Raw genomic sequence first — 23,149 nt, 5'->3', positions numbered from 1 at the left:
GGACGTGCTCATCATTGACGTCGGATTCCGGGCGTTACTGGCGGAGATCGGACTGCTGGTCGGCGGTAGCGGTGGCTTCGCCGTCAATGTGCTGGCTGATGATGGCATCCTGCTGGGCCACCGCGAATGCGTCGCTGTCGATGGATCCGATGTTGGCGGCCACGGCCGCGTCGATCGGTGCAGCCACGTTGGCATTGGCCGCAACCGCGCCGTTGATCGGGGCTGCGATGTCCGCGTCGGCGGCCAGGTCCACATTGACGTTCAGAAGGTCCCCGTCCAGGGCTGCAGAGGGATCCACCGGCAAGGCGCCGACGTCGGACGTTGAGCCCTCGGGCAGGGTGCCGTCGGCGGTTCCGTCAGCGGTGGTTCCGTCAGTAGCACCGCCGTCGGTGGAATCGGCGCCCGTGCTGTCGGGCGCCTGGTCAATGGTGCTGTCCTGGGTGGAATCCGCCGTGGCGTCAGCGGTGATCCCCTGATCGATGATCACGCCCTGGTCTGCGAGGGCCTGGGACTCGGAGCCGTAGGAGAGGATGTTTGCGGAGGCTGCCGCGTCGATCGGGGCCGCCACGTTGGCGTTGGCTGCCACGGCCAGGTCGATGGGTGCTGCAGCGTTGATGCCCAGGTCAAGGTCGGCATTCAGGTCCAGGACGGAGGCCACTTCCTTGTCCGGAAGCGCGGTGCCGCCCTGTGCCATCAGTTCGTCGTCGGAAAGCGGTGTCAAACCCTGTTCAGTGCTCACGAATAACTCCAGTTCCGGCACGGTTTCTGCTGCCCCCAGTGAGCAGTTTCTACACCGATGTGCCTAATGCCAGTCAATAGTAAGCATGATGATCATATTTTGGGTACACACCGGCAGTTCACCGCGCGTTTCAGGGCGCGACGTCTGCCTCTCCTACTGTCTGGGCATAACGGCGGCCCGGAACTGCGGCCGCCTCTGTGCAGCATCAGCAACGAGAGGTCTCAATGAACACCAGTATCGACCAGCCCAAACTCAGCAGGAGAGCGGCACTCGCTGCTGCCGGAACGCTTGGCGCGCTGGGAATCACCGTGGCCGCAGCGGCCGGCAGCCAGGCGGCGCCGGGTGCGAAGGCGCCAAAGCCGAGCCTGCTCTTCCGCCCGGACGGCAGGTTCAAGATTGTCCAGTTCAACGACACCCAGGACGACGAGCAGACGGACCGTCGCACGATCGAGCTGATGAACCGGACCCTGGAAGCCGAGAAGCCGGACTTTGTGGTGATCAACGGAGATGTGATCAACGGCGGCTGCGACTCGGAACTTGAGGTCAAGCAGGCACTCAACCACGTGGTCCAGCCCATGGAAATCCGGAAGATCCCGTGGGCCGTGACGTTCGGCAACCACGACGAAGATTCAGTGCAGCGAACGGGTATGACCGAAGCCAAAATGCTGCAGTTCCTGCAGAGCTACGAGTTCAATGTGAACGCTGATTCCGCCCCGGAGCTCACCGGCACCTCCAACTCGCAGCTGCTGGTGCAGTCCTCGCGGTCCAAGGCTCCGGCCTTTGGGCTGTGGCTCATCGACACCGGCCGCTACGCTCCGGACACCATCAACGGCCAGGACTTCGAGGGCTACCCGGACTGGGACTGGGTACGCATGGATCAGGTGAGCTGGTACCGGAATCTGTCCATCGCAACCGAGCAGAAATACGGCAAGAAGGTACCGTCTCTCATGTGGGGCCACATCGCGCTTCATGAGCACCGCAACATGTGGTTCTCCAGCCTTGACTCACGAACCGACGCTGATCACGCCCGGGCACTCACGAAGCACAGCATTGTGGGGGAGCGCAACGAAGACGAATGCCCCGGGCCCATCAACTCCGGCCTGTTCAACGCATTCCTGGAACGCGGGGACGTGCTCGGATACTTCGTGGGGCACGATCACGTGAACACGTACATGGGTAACTACTATGGCGTTCAGCTGGGCTACGCCCCCGGAACAGGGTTCGGTGCCTATGGACTGCCTGGCGCCGACCGTAACCGTCTGCGCGGAGCCCGGGTCTTCGAGCTGGACGAGAACCACCCGGGAATCTACAAGGACACCCGGCTCGTTTTCGCGAAGGATTTCGGCATCGACCTCGCGGCCAACGACCAGCCCATCGTTCCGCTCCCGTTGGGGCCGGAGCAGAGGTAACCCGCACACTCATCGATTTGACGATTTTGGCCGCTATGCACCTCGCATAGCGGCCAAAATCGTCAAATCGCGGGGGTCCGTGCGGCTAGGCCGGAACCCCTACTTAATCCCGGCCCCCGGCAGCAGTTCCGTCGCGCCTACGGAGTCGGCCACGAAGGCATAGTCCCAGGCCCGTTCGCGCCACTGGACGTACCTGCCGGACGCTCCGCCGTGGCCGCCGTCCATCTCGATCTTCATCACGATCGGCTCCGCCCCGGTGGTTTCAGAGCGCAGGGCCTGCACCCACTTGGCCGGTTCCACGTACAGCACGCGGGTGTCGTTGAACGAGGTCACGGCGGCGATCTTCGGATACGGCAGCGGCCCAACGTTCTCGTAGGGAGTGTAGGACTTCATGTACGCGTACACCTCGGGGTCCGTGATCGGGTTGCCCCATTCCTCCCATTCCAGGGCGGACAGCGGCAGCTCGGGGTCCAGGATGGTGGTGAGCGCGTCCACGAACGGCACGGCCGCCACAATGGCCGCATACTTTTCCGGCGCCAGGTTGGCCACGGCGCCCATCAGCAGCCCGCCCGCGGAACCGCCCATCGCCGCAATCCGCGCGGGATCAACCCACCCGGACGAAGCGAGCCAGTCCGTGGCCGCGATGAAGTCCGTGAACGTGTTCTTCTTGTGGAGCTTCTTGCCGTCCTCGTACCAGTGCCGGCCCAGCTCGCCGCCGCCACGGATGTGCGCGATCACGAACACGATCCCGCGGTCCAGCAGGGACAGCCGCGGGATGCCGAAGCCCGGGTCCATGCTCAGCTCGTAGGAGCCGTATCCGTACACGAGCCCGGCCGCGGAGGAATCGCGGGACACTGACGCGTGCCGCAGCACCGAGAGCGGAATGCGGGTGCCGTCGGCCGCGGTCGCCCATTCCCGGGTGGCCACGTAGTCGGACGGGGAGTAGCCGCCCAGCACCGGGCTCTCCTTGCGGAGCAGCAGCTCGCCCGCCGGCTGCTCGGGGGTGGGAAGCACGAAGTCGTACACGCGCGACGGCGTGAAGTAGGAGGTGTAGCCCATCCGGATCACGGGGGCCTCGTAATCGGAGCCTGCGACGCCGGCGGTGTACAGCTCCTCGTCGAATGCAGGCTCCACCGGATCGCCCTGCGCGGGCGTGCCCAGTCCGGCCAGGGCCAGCACCTGGACGCGCTCGATGGTGTCCTTGCGGACGGACACAATCACGTGCGTGGACGTGACGCCCGCGCCGTTGACGCGCACCTGGTCGGAATGTTCGACGACGGTGGTCCACTGCTGCTCGGCCAGCGGCTTGGCGAGCTCGGAGGCGTCCACAAGCGACACCATGGAGTTGATGGCGTTCCGGTTGTGGGTGACCAGGATCTTCTCTGCGCCATCCAGCAGGAACGGCTCGGCCTCGTAGAGGACGCGTTCGTCGCGGGAGATCACGGTGCTGAGTCCGGCGTCGTAATCGTCAAAGCGGAGCAGCCGCGTCTCGCTGTACTCGGAGCAGCCGATGCTCAGCACGAGGTGCCGCCGGTCGGAGGAGAGGTCGAAGCCCAGCCACATGGCGACGTCGTCCTCCTGGTAAATCACCTCATCGTCGGTGACCGGCGTGCCCAGCACGTGCGACTTCACCTGGTAGGGGCGCCAGGCGTCGTCCACCACGGTGTAGAACAGGCGTGTGCCGTCGGGGGAGAAGGAGACGCCGTAGAAGATGTTCTCGATGACGTCCGGCAGCATCTCGCCGGTGCGCAGGTCCTTGAAGCGCAGCGTGAAGCGTTCGTCGCCGGCGTTGTCCACGGCGTAGGCGTAGAGGTTGCCGTCCACGGTCACGGCGGTGCCGCCGACCGCGAAGAACGGCTTGCCTTCGGCTTCGACGTTGCAGTCCAGCAGGACTTCTTCACCGGAAAGTTCGACGCCGGCCTCCACCGCCGGGGGCGTCCAGTCGGCCACCGGATCCCCGGTATTTTGGGCCTGGACGCGGCACTGGATGCCGTATTCCTTGCCTTCGACCGAACGGGTGTAGTACCACCAGCCGTCCTTGCGGTTCGGAACAGACAAGTCTGTCTCCTGGGTGCGTCCCTTGATTTCCTGGAAGATGGCTTCGCGCAGCGGTTCCTGGTGGGCGGTGACCGCCTCCTGGTAGGCGTTCTCCGCCTTGAGGTGCTCCACCACATCCGCGGAGTCCTTGGCCCGCAGCCATTCGTAGTTGTCCACGAAAGTGTCGCCGTGGTGGGTCCGTTCGAACGGGACCTTCCTGGCTACGGGGGCGGCGGCCGCAGGGGTGTTGTCGGCTGGGTGCTGCACTGGAGTCTGGGTCATTGACTCAATATATAAAGCTATTCCGCCAGAGGCACACGCGTTCGCTACCGGGGGATAGAGTGGTCCGCTTATGCCCTGCGTAGCGCGTTGCACATCGCGTTACTCGAGCAACATAAAGACAAGTAGTGGCCACTCACGCACAGGATGTTGACGGTAAATAGTCTTTAGGAGTCGGTCGGCGGAGGACCTGGTCCCCCTGGGAACTCCCGCCAGTCCGATAACTGGCCCGGACAACGATCCGGATCACGTTGAGCTGGGCCGGCGGTGACAAGCCTTCTGAGACCGAGGCTTCCCCAGGCGCCGCCGGCCCTTAGCTCACGTGAAATGAGCCACCATGCCAACGGGCTCCACCAGGGTCTCTGCGTGACTACCACCCATTACCCCACGGCGCGGCCGGGTTCAACGGTCCGCGCCGTTCATAACGCCGGTCGGTCCGCATGTGACGCGGAGTGTTGCGTAGGTCACATTCGCTCCATAGGCTGATGGCGGTCGCAGCGTCGCGGCCATGCAGGAATAGGGGAAACACTTGAACGACAAACTCAAGGTTTTAGTACGGCTCGACCTCGATTGCGGAGAGGCAGAAGTAGCAGCGCAGGGCCATGTGACGGCCAAAAGCATCCAGGCACTGTATGTGGTTGTGAAGAGGGCAAATCATTTGAAGGAAGGACTCCACCTGGTGGTGGATGTGAGCCACGCACGTGTTGAGCCGGCTGCAATGGAGCAGCTGCAGGCATGTTCGGAATCCCATCACCTGCCGGAGTCGATTGATCCGCTGCAGTCGGAATGCAACATCAGCGTTTTGGCTCCGACGGGCTGGGCACCCATGAGCCTCGCCGCCTAAGCGGCAGGCGTTCAACGGCAGAACTAAAACGGCAGAACTAAAACGGCAGAACTAAAACGGCGGAAGTACGACGGCGGCACGTCGCCACCGTTGTCCGGCTCACCAGCATCGTCCCACCCACCAGCCAACTGTGTAGGCACCTAATCGCCTGCAGTTGTACCTGTGCGTGGTGGAGGAGCCCTCAGTTCCCGTTTTGGAAGCCGTTGGCCGCCACGTAGTCGGCCAGGGTGCCGCTGGCGAGTGCTGCGGATACAGCTCCAATCGCGGCTGGATTCTGGAGAACGATCGACTGCCCGTCGGTACTGGTGCCGAAACCGCCGTCGGGCAGCCGGAAGAAAATGGCGTCCTCGGGCCCCACATCACGCAGGCTGTAGCCCAGCCGTGCCATGGTTTCCACCGTGAGGCCCGGGCTGACGGTCCAGTGCGGACGCACGGCGTTGACCACGTCCAGCACCGTCTGGGGGTTGGTGAGGGTGCCGGAGCTCATGAACTTGCTGATGACGGCTTTGAGGAACGTCTGCTGGTTGCGGATGCGCTGGAAGTCGCCGTCGGCAAAGGCGTAGCGCTCGCGGACGAACTCCAAAGCCTGGCCGCCGGTGAGGTGGTTGACGCCCGCCGGAAAGTTCTGGCGGGTGTCGTGGGTGGACTGGAAGGGCACGGTGACGTTCACGTCCACGCCGCCCAGGGCGTCGGTGGCAGCCCACAGCCCGGGGAAGCTCACCATCACGGCGTGGTCGATGTGCGTGTTGAACACCGACTCAACAGTCCGGACCATCAGCGGTATGCCGCCCAGTTCCAGTCCGGCGTTGATCTTGGATTCGCCGTAGCCGGGGATGTTCACCCACATGTCGCGCATGATCGAGATGCCGTAAATCTTTTGCCGGTCGGCGGGGATATGGATGAGCATCAGGACGTCGCCGCGCTGATCGGCCGGTGTTCCGGCGGCGGCCTGGGCCTCCTCTGCCCGCGAGTCCCCGCGGCTGTCGCTGCCGATGATCAGGACGTTCATGGCCACGTTTGGCGGTTCAGGTGCCGGCGGCGGGGCGGGCGCGGGCGCTGGTGCCGGCTCGGACGGCGACGGGGAGGCGGTGCCGCCTTCCGCCGTCGTAATTCCGCTGGCGGCGGGTCCGGGCTGTCCGCCGCGGCCCAACTGCGAGAAGGCGTAGGCGGTGCTGCCCAGGGCGATCACCAGGACCATCGCCAGGACCGCCTTGAGCCAGGTGGGCTGCCGGCGCAGCCAGGCGGGGAGCCATGCGAAATTTCCCTGCGGCGGCTTGCTTTCAGCCGTTCCTTCCGGATCAGACTGGTTGTCCATAACCGGACGCTACCACCGCTGATGCGGAAAAGGACGACGCCGAAAGTCCTGTCTATGCGGGCGTGTTGAGCCGGGCGTAGCGGAGGATGGTGAGGATGGCGGGGGCCAGCTCGTCTTCCATCTGGCGGTACACCTCGGGGCCACGCTTGTAGGGGTCGATCACTTCGTTGTCCGCGCTGTCCGCTGCCAGGGCGAGGTGCCGGACGGAGGCGAGGCGGGCGGGCAGGCCGCGCCACATCGTGCCGGCGTCGGACGCTTTTTCGGCGGCTGCCGTGCCGGTGGCTTCGCCCGCGGCGTCGCGTTCTTCGAGTGCTTCCAGCATGCGCGCGAATTCACGGATGGTGAAGGTGCGCTTGAGCAGGGAGGCATCCAGCTGCAGCACCTCGCCGCGGTGCTTGGAGGTCATGGTCAGAACGATGTCCGTGTCCCGGAGGATCTTTTGGGTCAGCTGCCGGGCAGTGAAACCCTTGTCCGTGCCGCCGTACATGTTCACGATGTCGGCGGAGAGCGGCTGGATGGGGTTGCCCACCATGGCGCGGGTGCCGGCGCTGCGGACTTCGAAGCCGCCGGGCAGGACCTGGTCCAGGCCCGCCTGCAGCAGGCGTTCGGCCACGGGGGAGCGGCAGATGTTTCCCGTGCAGACTGTGAGGATCCGTACGGGCGTTGGCGATTCCACGGTGAGGGCTCTTTCCAGAGTTGCTGTCAGATCGGTGCGATCCCTGATCTTCAACTTAACATGCAGACTGTTCCTGTCCGGGGGCAAACCGCCAAGGAGAACCGGCAGATCTTGATCGAATCTTGCCGGTCGGTTGCGGGAATGTAGAGGCCTAAGAGGCACAGTGGGGTCAACCGGTGAAGAACACGGCCAAAGCAGCTGGGCGGCCCGGCGGGGGAGGCCCAACCGAATGCTACGGGGGGACGAAGATGTCAGAGATCGCCTATCGCACAAAGGAACATGCCGGAGTCAGCCGCCGAACCCGGGTATGGGGAGGCGCACGGCCCTTACAGGCCCCGGTCCTCCCTGGTGCCGAAGGACGGATCCCGGCCCCGCCCACTCAGGTCACCCCTGTTCCCGCCGGGCTGATCCCGGCCCCGCCCACTCAGGTCACCCCTGTTCCTGCCGAGCGGATCCCGGCTCCGGCCGCGGCCACGGAGGCGTCGGCTGTGTTCCATTCGGGTATTCGGCCCCTCCCTTCGACGTCGCATCCTCATGGGACCGCCCATCTCCGCCCTGCCGTCAAAGTGCCTGTTCGGCTCAGCCTGGCTGGACTCGGAGCCGTTACCGGTTCCGTAAGCGTGCGCACGACCGTCAGCCCGGTCACGCGGGCCACCGGTGATGTCTCGGTGGCGTTTTCATATGTGGATGTGGGAACGGTATCCCTTCCGCCGACGCTGAAGCGCGCGGGTAATACGTTCACCGCTGACTTCACCTGCGTTGTGGCACCCGGTTCAACGCAGCTGGACTTCGACTTCGGCGGCCATAGCTACCGTGGAAGGAACAGCGACCGCGGCGACTTCCTGCTGACCACCGAGGTGACTTTCCAAGAGCACGGCAAGCAGGAGCCGACGGTTCTGGCTACCAGTGCCCTGTTCCACCTGTAGCCGCGACCTACCGTAAACACCCCACGACGAAGGTCCGGGATTAGGCGGTAGCCACTCAGGCTTCCTTGAAGGAGCCCGTGCTGAGTCCTCTATTCAGCGCCTGAACGATCAGCATCTGAAGTAGCTGTTCCTTCGTGGTTGTTGGTGTGGGTCGATGTGGGGTGGCGGGATGAACCAGGGGATCCCGGTTTTGACCTGGATGTGCCACTGCTCTTTGTGGATCAGGTGGTGGTGATGGGAGCAGAGCAGTGTGCCGTTGTCGGTGCTGGTGGTTCCGCCGTGTGACCAGTAGGTGGTGTGGTGGGCTTCGCACCACGGGGCGGGGATGGTGCAGCCCGGGAAGGCGCAGCCCTGGTCGCGGGCGGTGAGGGCTTTGCGGATGTGGGGCGGGAAGATCCTCGTGGTGCGGCCGATGTCCAGGACGCGGCCCTGGCCGCCGAGCAGGACGGGGATGATGTCGGCGTCGCAGGCGATCTTCCGGACCGTGGCGGCGGTGACGGGCCCGGTGAACGTGAATGAGCCGGTGCCCCTGCCTGGGGTGCCCTGTTCGAGTGTGTCGAGGAGGTCGCGGTAGTCGATGGTGACCATGACCTGGGGACGCAAACCGCCTGCAGCCGGAAGTGATCCGGTGGCGAGGGCGGTTTTGGCGGCGCTGACGAGGCCGTCCAGGAGTTGCTGGGGCCGGGTCCGCCGGTCCAGGCCGCCCTCGCCGCTAATGGTTCCGTCGTTGCCTTCAGCCGCTTCTGGTTGGGTGCGGGGGTTGGTGGCGGTGTTCATGACGGTCAGGAGGGGTTCGTACTGGTCCGGGGTGGCGAAGAATTCCACGTGCTGTAGTCCGCGGCGGGGTTTCCGGATGAACACGCCCTGCCGGTGGCGGAGTTCCTCCTCGGAGGGTTCGCTGCCGTCCTGGTCGATCGCCTCTGTCCACTGCCGGGCGATGCGGGTCACGAAATCGGTGTCGTGCTCTGCCGCGGTGCGGGTCAGGGCGTGTTCCATCCGGGCCGTGGTGTCTTCGGTGGCGTGGTGGCGGACCCGGTCCAGGGCGAGGGTGATGATGGTCGCGGACCGGGAGCCCACGGACCCGGATGCGACGGCCGCTGCCAGTTCGGGCCGTTCCGGTTCTTGGGGGTGGCCGGTGATCCCGGCCCGGGGCAACACGGCTTCGGCGAGGGCGAGCCGGCGGCGGGCTTCGCCGGCACCGATCCGCAACCTCATACGGAGGAACCCGGTAGTGTTCCGGCACCCGTCATCGGCCGGATCCGGATCGTTCGTCTTCGGCGTTGCCGCAGGTATCCCTTCAGCCGCGTCACTTCCGGCGTCCGCGGGCTGGGCCTCCGTTCCGGCCGCCCAGCCGATCGGCCCGTGAACAGCCGTCTCGTTGCCCCACCCGGTGGTCCAGCCAACCGCCGCGCCACGGCCCGCACCAGCCCGCACAGCAGCAGAAATAGCCTCCCGCCGGGACCGGTCCACAGCCCCGGCAGCAACCACCTGCAAATATTCAGCGGCGCGGGAGATGTCCTCCACCCTGGCAGCGAAGTCAGCAGCCTCCGGGAAGCGCATCCCCGCAGCGTCGGCAACCGCCGTCGAACTGATGGCCTCCAGCAGCGCAAGGCACCTGGCCAGACCACGGGACCCGCCGCCGTCGAACGCTAACGGCTTTGGCCGGCCGACGGTGAGCTCAGCCGGCGGCACGGCCCTCAGCGTCCGCTTCGGCGCGGCCGGTTCGAAAGGCGCGTCGGAAATCCGCCCTAGGCGCAAGGCCTGGTTCGGGGCGAATTCTCCAACGGCTTCCATGGGATAACTCTGCCAAAGGGGTCCGACATTTAAGCCCGCTTCATCGCGGTGCAAAACCGAGAAAGCCGTGGCCCGTCCTGGCGGCGGTGAAATCTCAATTCCGCCCTAACGCTCAATTCTCCATGCACAGAAAACCTTGACGGAATCTTTCAAAACGGTTGCGTGAACCTTTGGCGTCGTTGGGGAAAGTGGGTGCAACCGGCGGAAACGCGGTGAAAGCATCTGGCCGGTCCATGAGGGCTGGCCCCAGTCGAGATCTATGTGGGGGCGCAATTGTCTGAGGTTCTGAACTCAAAGGTCACGAGCATCGAAGAGGGCGGGTTCAGCCGCCGCAGGGTAGTAAAAGGTGTGGCCTGGTCAGTGCCCGTTATCGTTACGGCCATCGCGGCTCCGGCCGCAGCGGCGTCGGGGATTAGTGCCACCGCAGCATTGGTGGGCCCTGCTTCGATCATCACGTATGTCAGTTCAGCGGGCACAGGTTCGGGCACCAACCGCTCGGGTACGGGTCCCACGGGCTTCCAGATCCAAAACACCGGCAGTGCCATTAACGGCTCGATAAGTGGAACCATCAACATCACTCCCGCTGGGACGGTCGATGCGGGTGTCGGGATGCAGTCCATTTCACAGGTGCCGCCGACTTTGCCGTCCTATTCGGCCGCGCACGTTTACAGCGGTTCCTTCACCTCGGCGGTAAACATAGCGAGCGGTCAGACCGCAAACTTCCCTGTCGCATTCCAGTACCAGTCTGTGAACCCGGCACCCAAGAAGGGTACGCAGTTCTCCTACACGTTGACCATTACCCTCAGGCTTCCGGATGGCACGGACCGGGTAATGACGGGCGCCCTGACGGTCACATACTAGCCATGATCTACCACCACTCCACCCTCGTCGCCGAAGTCCGCACCGAGTCAACAAACAGGGTTGCCCTGCTCCACTTGGACGCAACCCAGCCGGTGGTCCTCGAAGGTACGGCGGCAACGATTTGGGAACTGATCGACGGCCGTCGCGACCAGTCGGACGTCATCGCCGAACTGGAAGCCGCCTTCGAGGACGCGGCTGGCGAGCTGGCGCCTCAGGTCGAAGCCTTCCTGGCCAGCCTTGAGGCCCAGCGCCTCATCGAGACCGCAGCCACCGCAAACTAACACCGGCAGGACTGATGGGGGAGTCATGAAAGGCGAGGACAAAGAGCGCGGAGCCAATCCGCAGCTCGACTGGGACTTCCCCGGCGAGTGGATTTTTGAGGACCTCAAGGGCGGCGGCGAACTGCTCAGGGTCGACGTCCTGGGCACGCAGTTCGCCGTCCGCTGGGGCCGCTCGGTCACCCTCGAACAGCAGCACAGCATGCGCTCGGCCTGGTCGCGCTGTGCCAGCACCCGGGACGCCTTGATCCCGCCGCTCGCCAAGGAGCCCACGGAATCCCTTCCGTTCTCCGCCTCCGTTTCGTACTTGTCGTTAATGCACGACGGCGGGACGTTCCCCCTGCAGGCAGCCTCCTTTGAGGAGCTGGCTGAGAACCTGACCTCCCGGCTCACGGTCGCGGCCATCCTGGAGAACGCGGGCGAGTTCATGATGCTCCACGCCTGCGGCGTCGCGGACTTGGCTACCGGCGCCGTGGTGGCGCTCGTTGCCAAATCCGGAACGGGAAAGACCACCGCGGCCTCGGTGCTGGCCGGGACGTACGGGTATGTCACGGACGAAACGGTCGCCATCGGGCCCGACGGTTCGGTGCTGCCCTACCCCAAGCCGTTGTCCGTGAAGCGGGGGCCCGGTTCACCCAAGCATCAGGTGGGTCCGGATGAGCTGGGGCTCCAGCCGGCACCGCCCAAGCCGTTCATCCAGTCCATCGTCCTGCTCGATCGGATCGAGCTCGACCGGATCGACCTCAACCGGGTTGAACCAGACCAAGAAGCACACCAAGAAGCGCACCACGAACCAACCCTCCGCCAACTCCCACTGGCGGACGCACTGCTCGCCCTCATCCCGGATTCGTCCTCGCAGGCCGAGATTGACGAGCCGCTGCAGTCACTGTGCCGGCTGATTGACCGTGTGGGCGGAGTCTGGCAAGTAACGTACTCGGAGGCCGCGGACCTGACCCAGGCCCTGGAACCGCTCTTCAAAAAGCAGCGCCGCTCGAAGCCCGCGTGGGAAGCCCGCGCGGCAGCGGCGGCAGCCGAAGCCGAAGCGGGAGAGATTCCGGACGGCTGGATCCGCCGGGTGGAACCACTGGATGCCGTGGCTGTCGAGGGCGACCTGCTGGTGATGCTGGAATCCGAGATCGTGCGCCTGAGCGGGATCGGACCGGCCATCTGGGACGCCACGGCCAGCGCAGTTCCGCTGGACCAGTTGGCAGAACAAGTAGGCGAAGTGCACGGCCGCCCGGAGGACTACCGGGCCGCCGTCGCCGCAGCCGCGGGGCAGCTCATCGCCAAATCAGTCTTGGAGCAGGGCGGCGACTAGCCGCCGACCGTGTGGGAGACCACTCCGTGGGGGACCACTCGACGCAGTAACCCGGCAACGAAGACCGGGCAGAGAAACATACAAACTTGGAAGGATCCACCATGAGCGTCAACATTGCGGCCGGCGCAGAAGCACCTGCCGGCCTGGACCTGGCAGACTACCTTCGGGTGGTGCGGGTGTACTGGAAGGCCATCGTCGCCTTCACCCTGCTGGCCACATTGACGGCGTTCGGCTGGACCGTCCTTCAGCCCAAGATCTACTCGTCCGATTCCAGCGGCATTGTGGTCACACCGGGCTCGGACAACGTGAGCCTTTCACTGGCCGGGGACAGCCTGGCCAAGGCAAAGGTCAAGAACTACGAGTCCGTGGCCAAGTCCCGCCTCGTGGCTGACCGGGTCATCGCCTCCCTGGAACTTAAAACAACCGCAGACGCGCTACTCGGCACCATCAGCGTCAAGGTTCCGCTGGATACCGCCGAGATCCGGGTGACGGCCCAGTCGCCCGATCCGGCAACCGCCCAGCGCGTGGCCGATGCCTGGGTCAACGGCCTCGCCGCCCAGGTGGAAGCGATCGAAACAGCCACACCCGGAACAGCAACGCCCGACGCCGGCACCTCGCCGGACGCTGCCACCGCACCAGCGGCGACGGCCTCCGCCGTCAGGATCCTCCCGCTGGGCAAAGCGGTCCTTCCCACCAGCCCGGTGTCCCCGAACGTCAAGCTCACCCTGGCGCTCGGTGCACTCATCGGTCTGGCCCTCGGCGTGGCCTATGCCCTGGTCCGCCGGCACCTGGACCGGCGCATCCGCAACGCCACCGAAATCGAACGGCTCTTCGACGTCCCGGTGATCGGCACCCTCCCCGTGGACCACCGCCTGGACGAGAAAAGCACCATCCTGGACGCTGGAGCCGCAGCCCAGCTGCACGACGCCGGCGGGGCGATGGCCGAGGCCCTCCGCGAACTGCGCACCAACCTCAGCTTCCTGGACGTGGACCAGCCGCCGCGGATCATCGTGGTCACCAGCTCCATGCAGGCCGAAGGAAAGTCCACCGTCACCGCCAACCTGGCGGTCACCATGGCGGCCGCCGGCGAGAACGTCGTAGTGGTCGACGGCGACCTCCGCCGCCCCACGCTGGTGGACGTTTTCAACCTGGTTCCGGGAGTCGGGGTTACCGACGTGCTCACCGGCACCGCTGAACTGGAGGATGTCCTCCAGCCCTGGGGTGCCCTGCCGAACCTCTCGGTCCTCGGTTCCGGCCGCATTCCGCCGAACCCCAGCGAACTGCTGGGCTCCAAGGCCATGAAGAACATGCTCAACGCCCTGGCAGAGAACGCAATCGTGCTGATCGACGCCCCGCCGCTGCTGCCGGTCACGGATGCTGCGGTACTCTCCCGCGTGGCGGACGGCGCCATCGTGGTGATCCGGACGGGCCGGACCACCCAGGAGCAACTGGGCCAGTCCCTGGGCAACCTGGAAAAGGTGAAGGGCCGCATCCTGGGCGCCGTCCTGAACTACGTGCCCACCAAGGGCACGGACGCCTACTCCTACTACGGGACGTACACCTCGGCTCCTGAAACGCAGGACCTCCCGGAGCTCGCCCATCCCGACGCCGTGGCGCACGAACCGCAGTGGGACACCGAACACGACGACGTCCTGGAACCCGCCGCGGCCGGCCGCCGCGCACGGGCCTAGGCCCCGCCATGCAGACCCCCGCCATGCAGAACCGGACCATGGGGAACCGGGCCGACGTAACGGAGGACCCCGCCGACGAAACGCAGCTGAGCGTTCCCGAAGCCGTGCTCCTGGGCCATGCCCTCGTGCAGCGGGTGGCGGACAGCCTGGGAATCAGGGCCTTCTTCATCAAGGGCCCGGCCAGCGTGGTCCAGGGCCTGCGCCTGCCCAAGATCTCCGTGGACGTGGATGTCTTTGTGCCCCCGGCGGACCTGGAACCGCTGCTCGCAGGCCTCCGGGCGCGGGGCTGGCGGGACCGCCCGGTGGACCCGGACAGCAGGACTTTTCCGAAGCACTCCGTCACCATCGATCATCCCGAATGGCCCTGCTGCATCGACGTCCACTTCCGGTTCCCCGGCATGGAAGCTTCCCCCGGGGACTGCTTCGAGGCGATGTGGGCGCACACGGAGGCCCTTGAACTTGCAGGGCAGGAGGTGCGGGTCCCGTCAAAGGCGCTGGGCATCCTCATCCTTGCCCTGCATGCCCTTCGCTCGCCCCACCTGCCGGCGTGCCGGCAGGAACTCGATTACCTGGCGGAGCTCACGGAACGGGAATCACTCGCGGCCGCCATCCTGGAGATCTCCGACGCCACCGGCTCCCTGGCAGCAATGCGCCCCTTCCTCGAGGAACGCCTGCCGCAGAAGGAAGCGGCAATAGCGTGGCCCCAACCGTCCACGGAATGGCGCAACCGCCTGCTGTCCAAGGAGCCGGGCAGCGCCCGGATCATTGCGATTGCCCAGGCCCCGCTGCGCGAAAAACCAAAGATGCTGTTCCGTGCGGTCTTTCCGCCTACGGAAGTGTTCCTGACCGGCAACATCTACGCGGACATGTCGCTCCGGGGCCGCCTCCGGCAGCACCGTGCCCGGTGGGCCAGGTTCCTGCGGTCGGCACCAAAGATGGTCAAAGACCTCAGTCAGCTCCGCCGGGTTCGTAGCCGATAAGCCAGTGAAGTCCGTGCCGGTCGATCACTTGGCCATCGGATGCACCCCACGGCTTGGGGGCAAGGGGATCCACCACCTGGCCGCCGCCCGCGAGCTTGTCGAACCACTCGTGGAGGGTCTCGGGTGAGGCGGTCCCCAGCAACGAGAGCATGAGGCCTTCGAACCGGACCGTCTTCCCACCGGCTGGCGCATCCGATCCGGCCAGGGCCACAGTGCCGCTGAGGACTCCGTGGGCGATGTGGTCCGGCGGGCCGTCGCTGCTACCGAAGTCCTCCTTGGTGAATAGCGATAGCTCTCCACCGAAGACGTCACGGTAAAAGGTGAGTGCTTCGCGGGCCGTGCCGGGGAAACTGACATAGATCTGCGGTGCCGTCATGCCCACAGCCTACACACGCGGATTTCGTGGCCGGTGAGACGCGCGCGCTCCGTCGCCGGTTCCGTTCACGCCCCGAAACTACCCCACCAAACGCCGCATGTGCTTGACGCATCTCACGGCTTCCGCATATCCTGAACGAACGGTCGGTAATTATTTATCGGATATGCATAGGAGCAACCATGGCATCGCAGACCCTGCAGTCAGTGCCCGCTGATCTGACACCTGAACAGCTTGAGGCAGCAGCCCGGCACGAGGCAGAAGGTCAGGCGTACTTTGACCGCGTTATGGCGGAGGATTCGCGCATCGAACCCCGCGACTGGATGCCCGCTGCCTACCGCAAGACCCTCATCCGCCAGATCTCGCAGCACGCGCACTCGGAGATCATCGGCATGCAGCCGGAAGCCAACTGGATTTCCCGTGCACCCAGCCTGAAGCGCAAGGCCATCCTGATGGCCAAGGTGCAGGACGAGGCAGGCCACGGCCTGTACCTGTACTCGGCCGCCGAGACCCTGGGCCAGCCACGCGACCAGATGATGCAGGACCTGATGGACGGCAAGGCCAAGTACTCCTCCATCTTCAACTACCCGGCACGCACCTGGGCGGACATGGGCGCCATCGGCTGGATGGTGGACGGCGCCGCCATTGCCAACCAGGTCCCGCTGTGCCGCGCGTCCTTCGGCCCCTACGGCCGGGCCATGGTCCGCGTCTGCAAGGAAGAGTCCTTCCACCAGCGCCAGGGCTTCGAGATCCTGCTGGAACTCTCGCACGGCACCCCGGAGCAGAAGCAGATGGCCCAGGAAGCCGTGAACCGCTGGTACGCCCCGGCCCTGATGATGTTCGGCCCGCCGGATGACGATTCACCCAACTCCAAGCAGTCCATGGCCTGGAACATCAAGCGCTTCAGCAACGATGAGCTCCGCAACCGCTTCGTCGGCATGATGATGGAGCAGGTCAAGGTCCTGGAGCTCACCCTCCCCGACAAGGACATCCGTTTCAACGAAGAAACCAAGAAATGGGAGCACGGCCCGCTGGACTGGGACGAGTTCCACGAAGTCCTGAAGGGCCGCGGCCCCTGCAACGCCCAGCGCCTGGAACGGCGCCGCGAAGCACACGAGAACGGTACCTGGGTGCGCGAAGCGGCCGCAGCGTACGCCCGCAAGCAAGCAGAGAAGGAATCCGCAGCATGAGCCCCGAAACCCCCGCCGGCAACGTCTGGCCCATCTGGGAAGTCTTTGTCCGCTCCAGCCGCGGCCTGTCCCACGTGCACGCCGGATCCCTGCACGCGCCGGACGCAGCGATGGCGCTGCGCAACGCCCGCGACCTGTACACCCGCCGCAACGAGGGTGTGTCCATCTGGGTTGTCCCCGCGGAGGCCATCGCGTCCAGCGATCCGGACGCCAAGGGCGCCTTCTTCGAATCGCCCCAGGGCAAGGACTACCGGCACGCGACGTACTACACCAAGAGCGAGGGCGTGAAGCACCTGTGAGCACCTCACCCGAAACCACCACCGAAGAAACAACGCACGACGGCGGCCACGGGGACATCTCCGTGGGCGTCGCCACTGCCGGCACCAGCGGTGACGCCACCGCCAGCGCCACCCGCATCACGCCGGGCAACGCCCTCCGCCCGGAGGATATCGCGCTCGCCGTCAGCCGCGGCACCGCCAAGCCCTCCGAGGACGTGGCCGAGTTCGCACTGCGCCTGGGCGACGACGCCCTGATCCTGGCCCAGCGCCTGGGCCACTGGATCTCCCGGGCACCGGAGCTGGAGGAGGACATCGCCCTGGGCAACATCGCCCTGGACCAGCTGGGCCATGCCCGCTCCTTCCTCAGCTACGCCGGCGGCCTCAACGGCAAGAGCGAGGACGATCTTGCCTACTTCCGCTCCGAGGACGAATTCCGCTCCATCGAACTTTTCGAGCAGCCCAACGGGGACTTCGCCGTCACCATTGCCCGGCAGTTCGTGGTGAGCTACTACCAGTTCGAGCTCTACAGCCGGCTGACCAAGTCCACGGACGCCACCCTGGCCGGCATCGCCGCCAAGGCCGTCAAGGAAGTGGATTACCACCGTGACCACAGCGCCCAGTGGGTGCTGCGCCTGGCCCTCGGCACGGACGAATCGCGCCGCAGGATGATCCACGGCTTCAAGGTCATTTGGCCCTACGTGGACGAACTGTTCCGCGACGACGACCTCACCGCCCGCCTCGCGGCGGCGGGTGCCGCCGTCGAACCTTCCAGCCTGCGCGCGGACTTTGACCGGCTCACCGGCGAGGTCCTGGCCGAGGCGGAACTCGAGTTTCCGCGGGTTCCGGCCGCCCTCGGCGGCGGACGCCAGGGCAAGCACTCCGAGCACCTGGGATACATGCTGGCAGAGATGCAGGTACTGGCCCGCCAGCACCCCGGAGCGAGCTGGTAGCCATGCCGGACATGTATGTCAGCCACCCCACCGCGGACAACGACACCGCGAACACTGCGGACACCAGGTCCGCGGAGCAGAAGGCCTGGGACCTCGCCGCCACGGTGTGCGATCCCGAAATTCCTGTTCTCACTATCGCGGACCTGGGCATATTGAGGGACGTCAGGCTGTTCGACGACGGCGGCATGGTGCCCGCCGTGCAGGTCACCATTACGCCCACGTACTCGGGCTGCCCGGCCATGGACGCCATCCGTGATGACCTGAGCGCGGCGTTCGCGAAGGAGGGCTACCCCAACGTGCACGTGGAGCTGGTGCTCTCCCCGGCGTGGACCACGGACTGGATGACCGAGTCCGGCAAGGCCAAGCTCAAGGAATACGGCATTGCGCCGCCCACCGGCCGCTCGGACGCGGCCCGCCACGCAGGCCCGATCCGCCTGCAAATGGCTGTGAAGTGTCCCCAATGCTCCAGCCTGAACACCAAGGAACTCACCCGCTTCGGTTCCACCTCCTGCAAGGCGCTGTACGTCTGCCAGGACTGCAAGGAACCGTTCGACTACTTCAAAGTTTTGTAAGGAACAGGTGCTCCCATGACTGTTGTCCGCCAGACTGCCGCCGAACAGGCAACGGCCACCGGCCGCCGTCGTGCGTCCTTCCACACGCTGACGGTGGCGGAAGTCCGCCGGCTCACGGACGATGCCATCGAGGTGACGTTCGGGGTCCCGGCGGAGCTTGCCGGCCAGTACGACTACCTGCCCGGGCAGTACGTGGCCCTGCGGACCACCATGCCGGATGAGAACGGCCAGCCGCACGAGGTGCGCCGCAGCTACTCCATCTGCGCCGAGCCGCGCAGCTTCGCGGACGGCAGCAGCGAGATCCGCGTGGCCATCAAGAAGGACCTGGGCGGGCTCTTCTCCACGTGGGCCAACGCCGAGCTGAAGCCCGGCGACCAGCTGGACGTGATGAGCCCCATGGGCGCGTTCGTCTCGAAGCACGGCCGCGACGGCAAGGCTGTGGAGCAGAATGTCATGAACTCCATGAACCATCCGGAGGATTTGGTGGGGGAGCCCGGCAGCTTCGTGGCCATCGCCGCCGGTTCCGGCATCACCCCGGTGATCGCGATTGCCCGCACGCTGCTGGCGGCCAACCCGGAGACCCGCTTCGACCTGATTTACGCCAACAAGGCCGCCATGGACGTGATGTTCCTGGAGGAGCTGGCGGACCTGAAGGACAAGTACCCGTCCCGCCTGGCCCTGCACCATGTGCTCTCCCGAGAGCAGCGCATTGCGCCGCTGCTGAGCGGAAGGATCGACGCCGAGAAGCTCCAGGCGCTGCTGGGCACCGCCATCCACGCGGACGATGTGGACGAGTGGTTCCTGTGCGGGCCGTTCGAGCTGGTGCAGCTGTGCCGGGACACCCTGGCAGCCCGCGGCGTGCAGCCCGAGCATGTGCGCTTTGAGCTCTTTACCTCCGGGAAGCCGGACCGCCCCGAAGGCAACATCGGGCGTCCGGTGATCGCGGACGAGTCCAAGGACACCTACAAGATCACGTTCAAGCTGGACGGCCTCGAGGGCAAGGTGGAGAGCCCCACCCATGCCCGCGAATCCCTGCTCAACGCCGCCCTGCGTGTGCGTCCGGATGTGCCGTTCGCGTGCGCCGGGGGAGTGTGCGGCACCTGCCGCGCCAAGGTGGTCACGGGTGCCGTCACCATGGACGAGAACTACGCCCTGGAGCAGGATGAGCTGGACAAGGGCTACGTGCTCACCTGCCAGTCCCACCCCACCACCCCGGAAGTCACCGTCGACTTCGACGTCTAAGCCTTTTCAACCCGGCTGTCACGGCCACGAACAGGAGCCCCATGATCTCCCTCTCCATCGCCGGCGGCATCGCCGAGGTTGTGCTGAACGCACCGCACAAGCTGAACTCACTGGACGAGCAGGCGCTGAAGGATTTAACACAGGCGTACGACGACGCCGCTGACGCCGCCTCCCGCGGTGAGGTGCGGGCGCTGCTGCTCAGGGGAGAGGGACGCGCCTTCTGCGCGGGCCGGGACATTGCCGGCGTGACGCCGGAAACCGACGACGTGCAGGGGTATCTGGGCGGCCTGCTGCAGCCGCTGCTGAAGAAGATGACCGAGTTCCCGGCGCCTACGTTCGCGGCGGCGCAGGGCGCCTGCCTGGGCGTGGGGCTGGGCCTGCTGCTGGCCACGGACGTGGTGTATGTGGCGGAGGACGCCAAGTTCGGCTCGCCGTTCGCCAAGCTGGGCGCCACGCTGGATTCCGGCGGCCACTGGTACTTCACGGAGCGGCTGGGCATGCACCGGACGCTGGACCTGATCTACACGGCCGAGCTGATGACCGGCGCCGAGGCCGTGGCGCAGGGGATGTTCAGCCGGGCGATGCCCAAGGGCGAGCTGCTGGAAAACACCCGCGGCGTCGTGGCGAAGGTTGCCACGGGCGCCACGGGTGCTTTCAACGCCAGCAAGGACCTGGTGGCCCACATCCGCGACCAGCGCCTTGGCCTCTGGGAGGCCATGGAAGAGGAAAACGCGGAGCAGGCCCGGCTGTGCAAGTCGGAGGACTATTCAGAAGGTTTCAAGGCGTTCCAGGAGAAGCGGAACCCGGTCTTCAGGAACCGGTGATTGAGCCCGCCGAAATCAGGCCGCGGGATCGTCAACCATGGTGACGCTGTCTGTCAGTTCCGTCCAGAGCTCTGATTCCGTGGGCAGGTCTGCCGGGCACGCAAGGATGAGTTCCATCAGGCCGTCGCCGGCCGGCATGGAGCGCACGGCGATGCGGTACACCACGTCCACGTCGCTCTTGTTCTTGAACCGAAGCTCGGCTTCCTGCAGTTCGATGACGCGGCCATCGGCGTTCCGCAGCTTGGTGTAGAGCGAGTCCGCGTCGGTCACGACCGTGACCGGCTTTCCCACCGTTGACTTGATGCCGTCGATTTCGAGCTGCATCGAGGCTTTGGTGGCTGCTTCGTCGGTGGTTTCATCACGGGGCGGCAGGATGGCCTGGTGCGTGGTGAAGTTGCAGGGGCTCTCTTTGCTGCGGTACTGGATGGTCCCGCCTTTGACCTCTGACATGGTCCAGCCTTCCGGCATTTTGGTGGACCAGACAGGTGCCGAGGTGAAGTCGGCGTCCTGGAAGATGTAGAGGTCCTCTTCGCCCGAGGCTGCGGCCGAGGACTCGCCAGATGCGCCGTCGGTTGCCCCGGCCGACTCCGAACTGCCGGATGTCTCTGTGGGGCCAGGAGCGGCTTCTTGTTGTTTGTTTGAATCGAGGCCGCCGAGCACCATCACGCCGGCCACTGCCAGGACTGCCACTGCACCGATGCCGCTTGCCACCCAGCCCCAGACGGGGAAACCGCCCTTGGGCGGGGCCTGGCCGAACTGTGCGGGTCCCGGCTGGCCGTATGGAGGCTGGCTGTACTGGCCCTGCCCGGGCTCGCCGTAGGGCGGCTGGTTGACGTTGTACTGGTCCGCGCGCGGGGGATAGGGCGGCTGGCCATATGCCGGCTGCTCGGGCTGACCCTGGTAGCCGGGCTGGCCCTGGTGGTTGGGGTAGCCCGGTTGCCCCTGCTGGTTCTGCTGGCCGGGCTGCTGCCATGCGTTGTGTTCCGGCTGTTGCGGTTCGCCGGGCTGCTGGTCGTTATTCAAGATGTCCCCCAATATTTGTGAAAGCTGCAACCAGAAGTATGTCCCAAAAGGAAGGACCCCTGCGATGGGCAGGCCTCCCCATGAGCCGCGTAATCTTGGCCGTGAATTGCCAGTTTCCTCAAACGATTTGTATGGTTCAGCTATGACTTTGGGGAAATCAGTAAGAAAAGCCGTCATTCCTGCTGCCGGTTTGGGAACTCGCTTCCTGCCCGCCACCAAGGCGATGCCGAAGGAAATGTTGCCGGTTGTTGACCAGCCCGCAATCCAGTACGTGGTGGAGGAAGCCGTCAAGGCAGGGCTGACGGACCTCCTGATGATCACCGGACGCCAGAAGCGGGCCCTGGAGGACCACTTTGACCGGGCACCTGCCCTGGAGCGGACCTTGGAGCTTAAGGGCGACCTGGACCGGCTGGAGGCTGTCCAGCACGCCTCCAGCCTCGCTCCGCTGCACTACCTGCGCCAGGGAGATCCCAAGGGTCTGGGCCACGCGGTGCTGTGCGCGCGCCAGCACGTGGGGGACGAGCCGTTCGCCGTCCTGCTTGGTGACGACCTCATCGACGAACGGGATGAGCTGCTGAGCACCATGATCGACGTGCAGGCCAAGACCGGAGGCTCCGTCATCGCACTGATCGAAGTGGACCCGTCCCAGATCAGCGCCTACGGCTGCGCGGACATCACGCCCGTGGACGGCGAGAACTATTTTCAGGTGAACCGCCTGGTGGAAAAGCCCTCTGTAGACGAAGCCCCCTCCAACCTGGCAGTCATCGGCCGTTACGTGCTGCACCCGGCCGTGTTTGATGTGCTGGAAGAAACCGAGCCGGGCCGCGGCGGTGAGATCCAGCTGACGGACGCCCTGCAGACCCTGGCAACGTCTGACGGCGAAGGCGGGGGCGTTTATGGCGTGGTGTTCCGCGGGCGCCGCTACGACACCGGAGACAAGCTCAGCTACATCAAGGCGGTTATTTCCATCGCCTCGGAGCGCGTCGACTTCGGCGAGGACCTCAAGGCCTGGATGAAGGAATTCGTGAACGACTAAGCCGGTTCACAGAGTGTTTTTCGGCAGGCTCATCGTCAGTTGGCGGTGAGCCTGTTGGCGTTTAAGCTCACGGATACCAATCCGGGCTGCCAAGACACCTATGACACAGCCTGCGGTATTAGTGACAAGGTCCAGCGGGCTTGCGAACCTGTCGTGAAGAAATAGCTGTTGCCCCAGTTCCATGCAGCCGGAGACCGCCAGCCCAAAGGAGCCAAGCTGCCAAATGTGCTTGCTCGGGAAGGCTTGTGAAGCAACGACGCCCACTGGTACGAACAGCACTATGTTTGCTGCGGCCTCTATAAAGGAGTAATTGACCCATCGCGGAATTCCGAGGGCATGGATAAGGATGAGGACGCCCGCGAGTTCGCCCTGCACGGGTTTGTCTACGGGGCTGGGCCAGAAGGCGACCGTCGCCAGCGGTACCAGCATTGCGAGAAGGACTCCCCGCCATAGCCGCGGCTGGTCCAGGCGCCTCAAACGGGCCTCAGGTTGTCCGGAGGAGTGCCAGGGCTGC

General features: G+C 65.4%; 23 protein-coding genes. 15 read left to right on the top strand and 8 right to left on the bottom strand.

The features are described 5' to 3' along the window. Positions 1-34: 34 nt before the first annotated feature. Positions 35-739, bottom strand: a complete 705-nt coding sequence (locus tag ARTH_RS16400; protein WP_043430965.1) for a hypothetical protein — start codon at positions 737-739, stop codon at positions 35-37. Between the two features lie 224 nt (positions 740-963). On the opposite strand from ARTH_RS16400, the gene ARTH_RS16395 reads away from it, so the two are divergent. Continuing rightward, a complete protein-coding gene (locus ARTH_RS16395) occupies positions 964-2,148 on the top strand; it encodes a metallophosphoesterase family protein (protein ID WP_011693058.1) in 1,185 nt (394 codons plus the stop codon). A gap of 99 nt (positions 2,149-2,247) precedes the next feature. Here ARTH_RS16395 and ARTH_RS16390 read toward each other — a convergent pair whose 3' ends face one another. Next, complete coding sequence (locus ARTH_RS16390; RefSeq protein ID WP_011693057.1) at positions 2,248-4,467, bottom strand: S9 family peptidase; 2,220 nt, start codon at positions 4,465-4,467, stop codon at positions 2,248-2,250. A gap of 526 nt (positions 4,468-4,993) precedes the next feature. On the opposite strand from ARTH_RS16390, the gene ARTH_RS16385 reads away from it, so the two are divergent. Next, on the top strand, positions 4,994-5,308 hold the full coding sequence (locus tag ARTH_RS16385) for a hypothetical protein (RefSeq protein WP_011693056.1): 315 nt from the start codon (positions 4,994-4,996) through the stop codon (positions 5,306-5,308). Between the two features lie 181 nt (positions 5,309-5,489). Here the strand turns inward: ARTH_RS16385 and ARTH_RS16380 are convergent, their stop codons facing one another. Together ARTH_RS16380 and ARTH_RS16375 are read right to left on the bottom strand one after the other, a co-directional pair. Beyond that, positions 5,490-6,623, bottom strand: a complete 1,134-nt coding sequence (locus tag ARTH_RS16380) for an LCP family protein (protein ID WP_011693055.1) — start codon at positions 6,621-6,623, stop codon at positions 5,490-5,492. Between the two features lie 52 nt (positions 6,624-6,675). Next, positions 6,676-7,299, bottom strand: coding sequence for an arsenate reductase/protein-tyrosine-phosphatase family protein (locus ARTH_RS16375; RefSeq protein WP_011693054.1), 624 nt, complete (start codon positions 7,297-7,299; stop codon positions 6,676-6,678). A 620-nt stretch (positions 7,300-7,919) separates the two neighbouring features. On the opposite strand from ARTH_RS16375, the gene ARTH_RS16370 reads away from it, so the two are divergent. Continuing rightward, positions 7,920-8,225 carry a hypothetical protein gene (locus ARTH_RS16370; RefSeq protein WP_043429988.1) on the top strand — a complete coding sequence of 102 codons (306 nt, stop codon included), beginning with the start codon at positions 7,920-7,922 and terminating at the stop codon, positions 8,223-8,225. 108 nt (positions 8,226-8,333) lie between these two features. Here the strand turns inward: ARTH_RS16370 and ARTH_RS16365 are convergent, their stop codons facing one another. After that, positions 8,334-10,019: an HNH endonuclease signature motif containing protein gene (locus ARTH_RS16365; protein ID WP_011693052.1), complete on the bottom strand. Its 1,686-nt coding sequence runs from the start codon at positions 10,017-10,019 to the stop codon at positions 8,334-8,336. A gap of 360 nt (positions 10,020-10,379) precedes the next feature. Here ARTH_RS16365 and ARTH_RS16360 point away from each other — a divergent pair, with 360 nt between their 5' ends. The 5 genes from ARTH_RS16360 (at position 10,380) to ARTH_RS16340 (ending at position 15,147) form a co-directional block, all read left to right on the top strand. After that, positions 10,380-10,880: a hypothetical protein gene (locus tag ARTH_RS16360; RefSeq protein ID WP_232223536.1), complete on the top strand. Its 501-nt coding sequence runs from the start codon at positions 10,380-10,382 to the stop codon at positions 10,878-10,880. A 2-nt stretch (positions 10,881-10,882) separates the two neighbouring features. After that, a complete protein-coding gene (locus ARTH_RS16355; protein WP_011693050.1) occupies positions 10,883-11,161 on the top strand; it encodes a PqqD family protein in 279 nt (92 codons plus the stop codon). Between the two features lie 25 nt (positions 11,162-11,186). Beyond that, positions 11,187-12,476, top strand: coding sequence for a hypothetical protein (locus ARTH_RS16350; protein ID WP_011693049.1), 1,290 nt, complete (start codon positions 11,187-11,189; stop codon positions 12,474-12,476). Positions 12,477-12,577: 101 nt separating this feature from the next. Then, positions 12,578-14,167: a polysaccharide biosynthesis tyrosine autokinase gene (locus ARTH_RS16345; protein ID WP_011693048.1), complete on the top strand. Its 1,590-nt coding sequence runs from the start codon at positions 12,578-12,580 to the stop codon at positions 14,165-14,167. An 8-nt stretch (positions 14,168-14,175) separates the two neighbouring features. After that, a complete protein-coding gene (locus ARTH_RS16340) occupies positions 14,176-15,147 on the top strand; it encodes a nucleotidyltransferase family protein (RefSeq protein ID WP_232223535.1) in 972 nt (323 codons plus the stop codon). On the opposite strand, the gene ARTH_RS16335 is transcribed toward ARTH_RS16340, so the two are convergent. Continuing rightward, on the bottom strand, positions 15,116-15,523 hold the full coding sequence (locus tag ARTH_RS16335) for a VOC family protein (protein WP_011693046.1): 408 nt from the start codon (positions 15,521-15,523) through the stop codon (positions 15,116-15,118). The genes ARTH_RS16340 and ARTH_RS16335 overlap by 32 nt on opposite strands. Positions 15,524-15,702: 179 nt before the next feature. Between ARTH_RS16335 and paaA the strand changes: the two genes are divergently transcribed. From paaA to ARTH_RS16305, 6 genes are read left to right on the top strand one after another with little or no spacing between them, the layout of a single operon-like run. Next, positions 15,703-16,710 carry a 1,2-phenylacetyl-CoA epoxidase subunit PaaA gene (gene paaA, locus ARTH_RS16330; RefSeq protein WP_011693045.1) on the top strand — a complete coding sequence of 336 codons (1,008 nt, stop codon included), beginning with the start codon at positions 15,703-15,705 and terminating at the stop codon, positions 16,708-16,710. Then, on the top strand, positions 16,707-17,009 hold the full coding sequence (gene paaB / locus ARTH_RS16325; RefSeq protein WP_011693044.1) for a 1,2-phenylacetyl-CoA epoxidase subunit PaaB: 303 nt from the start codon (positions 16,707-16,709) through the stop codon (positions 17,007-17,009). Before paaA ends, paaB begins: the two co-directional genes overlap by 4 nt. Beyond that, complete coding sequence (gene paaC, locus ARTH_RS16320) at positions 17,006-17,938, top strand: 1,2-phenylacetyl-CoA epoxidase subunit PaaC (protein WP_011693043.1); 933 nt, start codon at positions 17,006-17,008, stop codon at positions 17,936-17,938. The genes paaB and paaC overlap by 4 nt, the downstream gene beginning before the upstream one ends. 11 nt (positions 17,939-17,949) lie before the next feature. Beyond that, positions 17,950-18,510 (top strand): 1,2-phenylacetyl-CoA epoxidase subunit PaaD, encoded by a 561-nt coding sequence (gene paaD / locus ARTH_RS16315; protein ID WP_052309806.1) that lies wholly within the window; start codon positions 17,950-17,952, stop codon positions 18,508-18,510. Positions 18,511-18,525: 15 nt separating this feature from the next. Then, positions 18,526-19,752: a 1,2-phenylacetyl-CoA epoxidase subunit PaaE gene (gene paaE / locus ARTH_RS16310; protein WP_011693041.1), complete on the top strand. Its 1,227-nt coding sequence runs from the start codon at positions 18,526-18,528 to the stop codon at positions 19,750-19,752. Between the two features lie 41 nt (positions 19,753-19,793). Further along, positions 19,794-20,576 (top strand): enoyl-CoA hydratase/isomerase family protein, encoded by a 783-nt coding sequence (locus ARTH_RS16305; protein WP_011693040.1) that lies wholly within the window; start codon positions 19,794-19,796, stop codon positions 20,574-20,576. A 15-nt stretch (positions 20,577-20,591) separates the two neighbouring features. On the opposite strand, the gene ARTH_RS23225 is transcribed toward ARTH_RS16305, so the two are convergent. Further along, positions 20,592-21,599, bottom strand: a complete 1,008-nt coding sequence (locus ARTH_RS23225) for a hypothetical protein (protein WP_011693039.1) — start codon at positions 21,597-21,599, stop codon at positions 20,592-20,594. Positions 21,600-21,741: 142 nt separating this feature from the next. Between ARTH_RS23225 and galU the strand changes: the two genes are divergently transcribed. Beyond that, positions 21,742-22,635, top strand: coding sequence for a UTP--glucose-1-phosphate uridylyltransferase GalU (gene galU, locus ARTH_RS16295; RefSeq protein WP_043429985.1), 894 nt, complete (start codon positions 21,742-21,744; stop codon positions 22,633-22,635). A gap of 6 nt (positions 22,636-22,641) precedes the next feature. Here the strand turns inward: galU and ARTH_RS16290 are convergent, their stop codons facing one another. Further along, the gene (locus ARTH_RS16290) at positions 22,642-23,064 is read right to left on the bottom strand and encodes a VanZ family protein (RefSeq protein ID WP_156810695.1); all 423 of its coding nucleotides are present in this window, start codon (positions 23,062-23,064) and stop codon (positions 22,642-22,644) included. Positions 23,065-23,149: the final 85 nt, after the last annotated feature.

Origin of the sequence: Arthrobacter sp. FB24 (assembly GCF_000196235.1) — a bacterium.
Taxonomy (GTDB): domain Bacteria; phylum Actinomycetota; class Actinomycetes; order Actinomycetales; family Micrococcaceae; genus Arthrobacter.
Note: the sequence above shows the minus strand (reverse complement) of the source record. Positions and strands in the feature narration are given on the sequence as shown.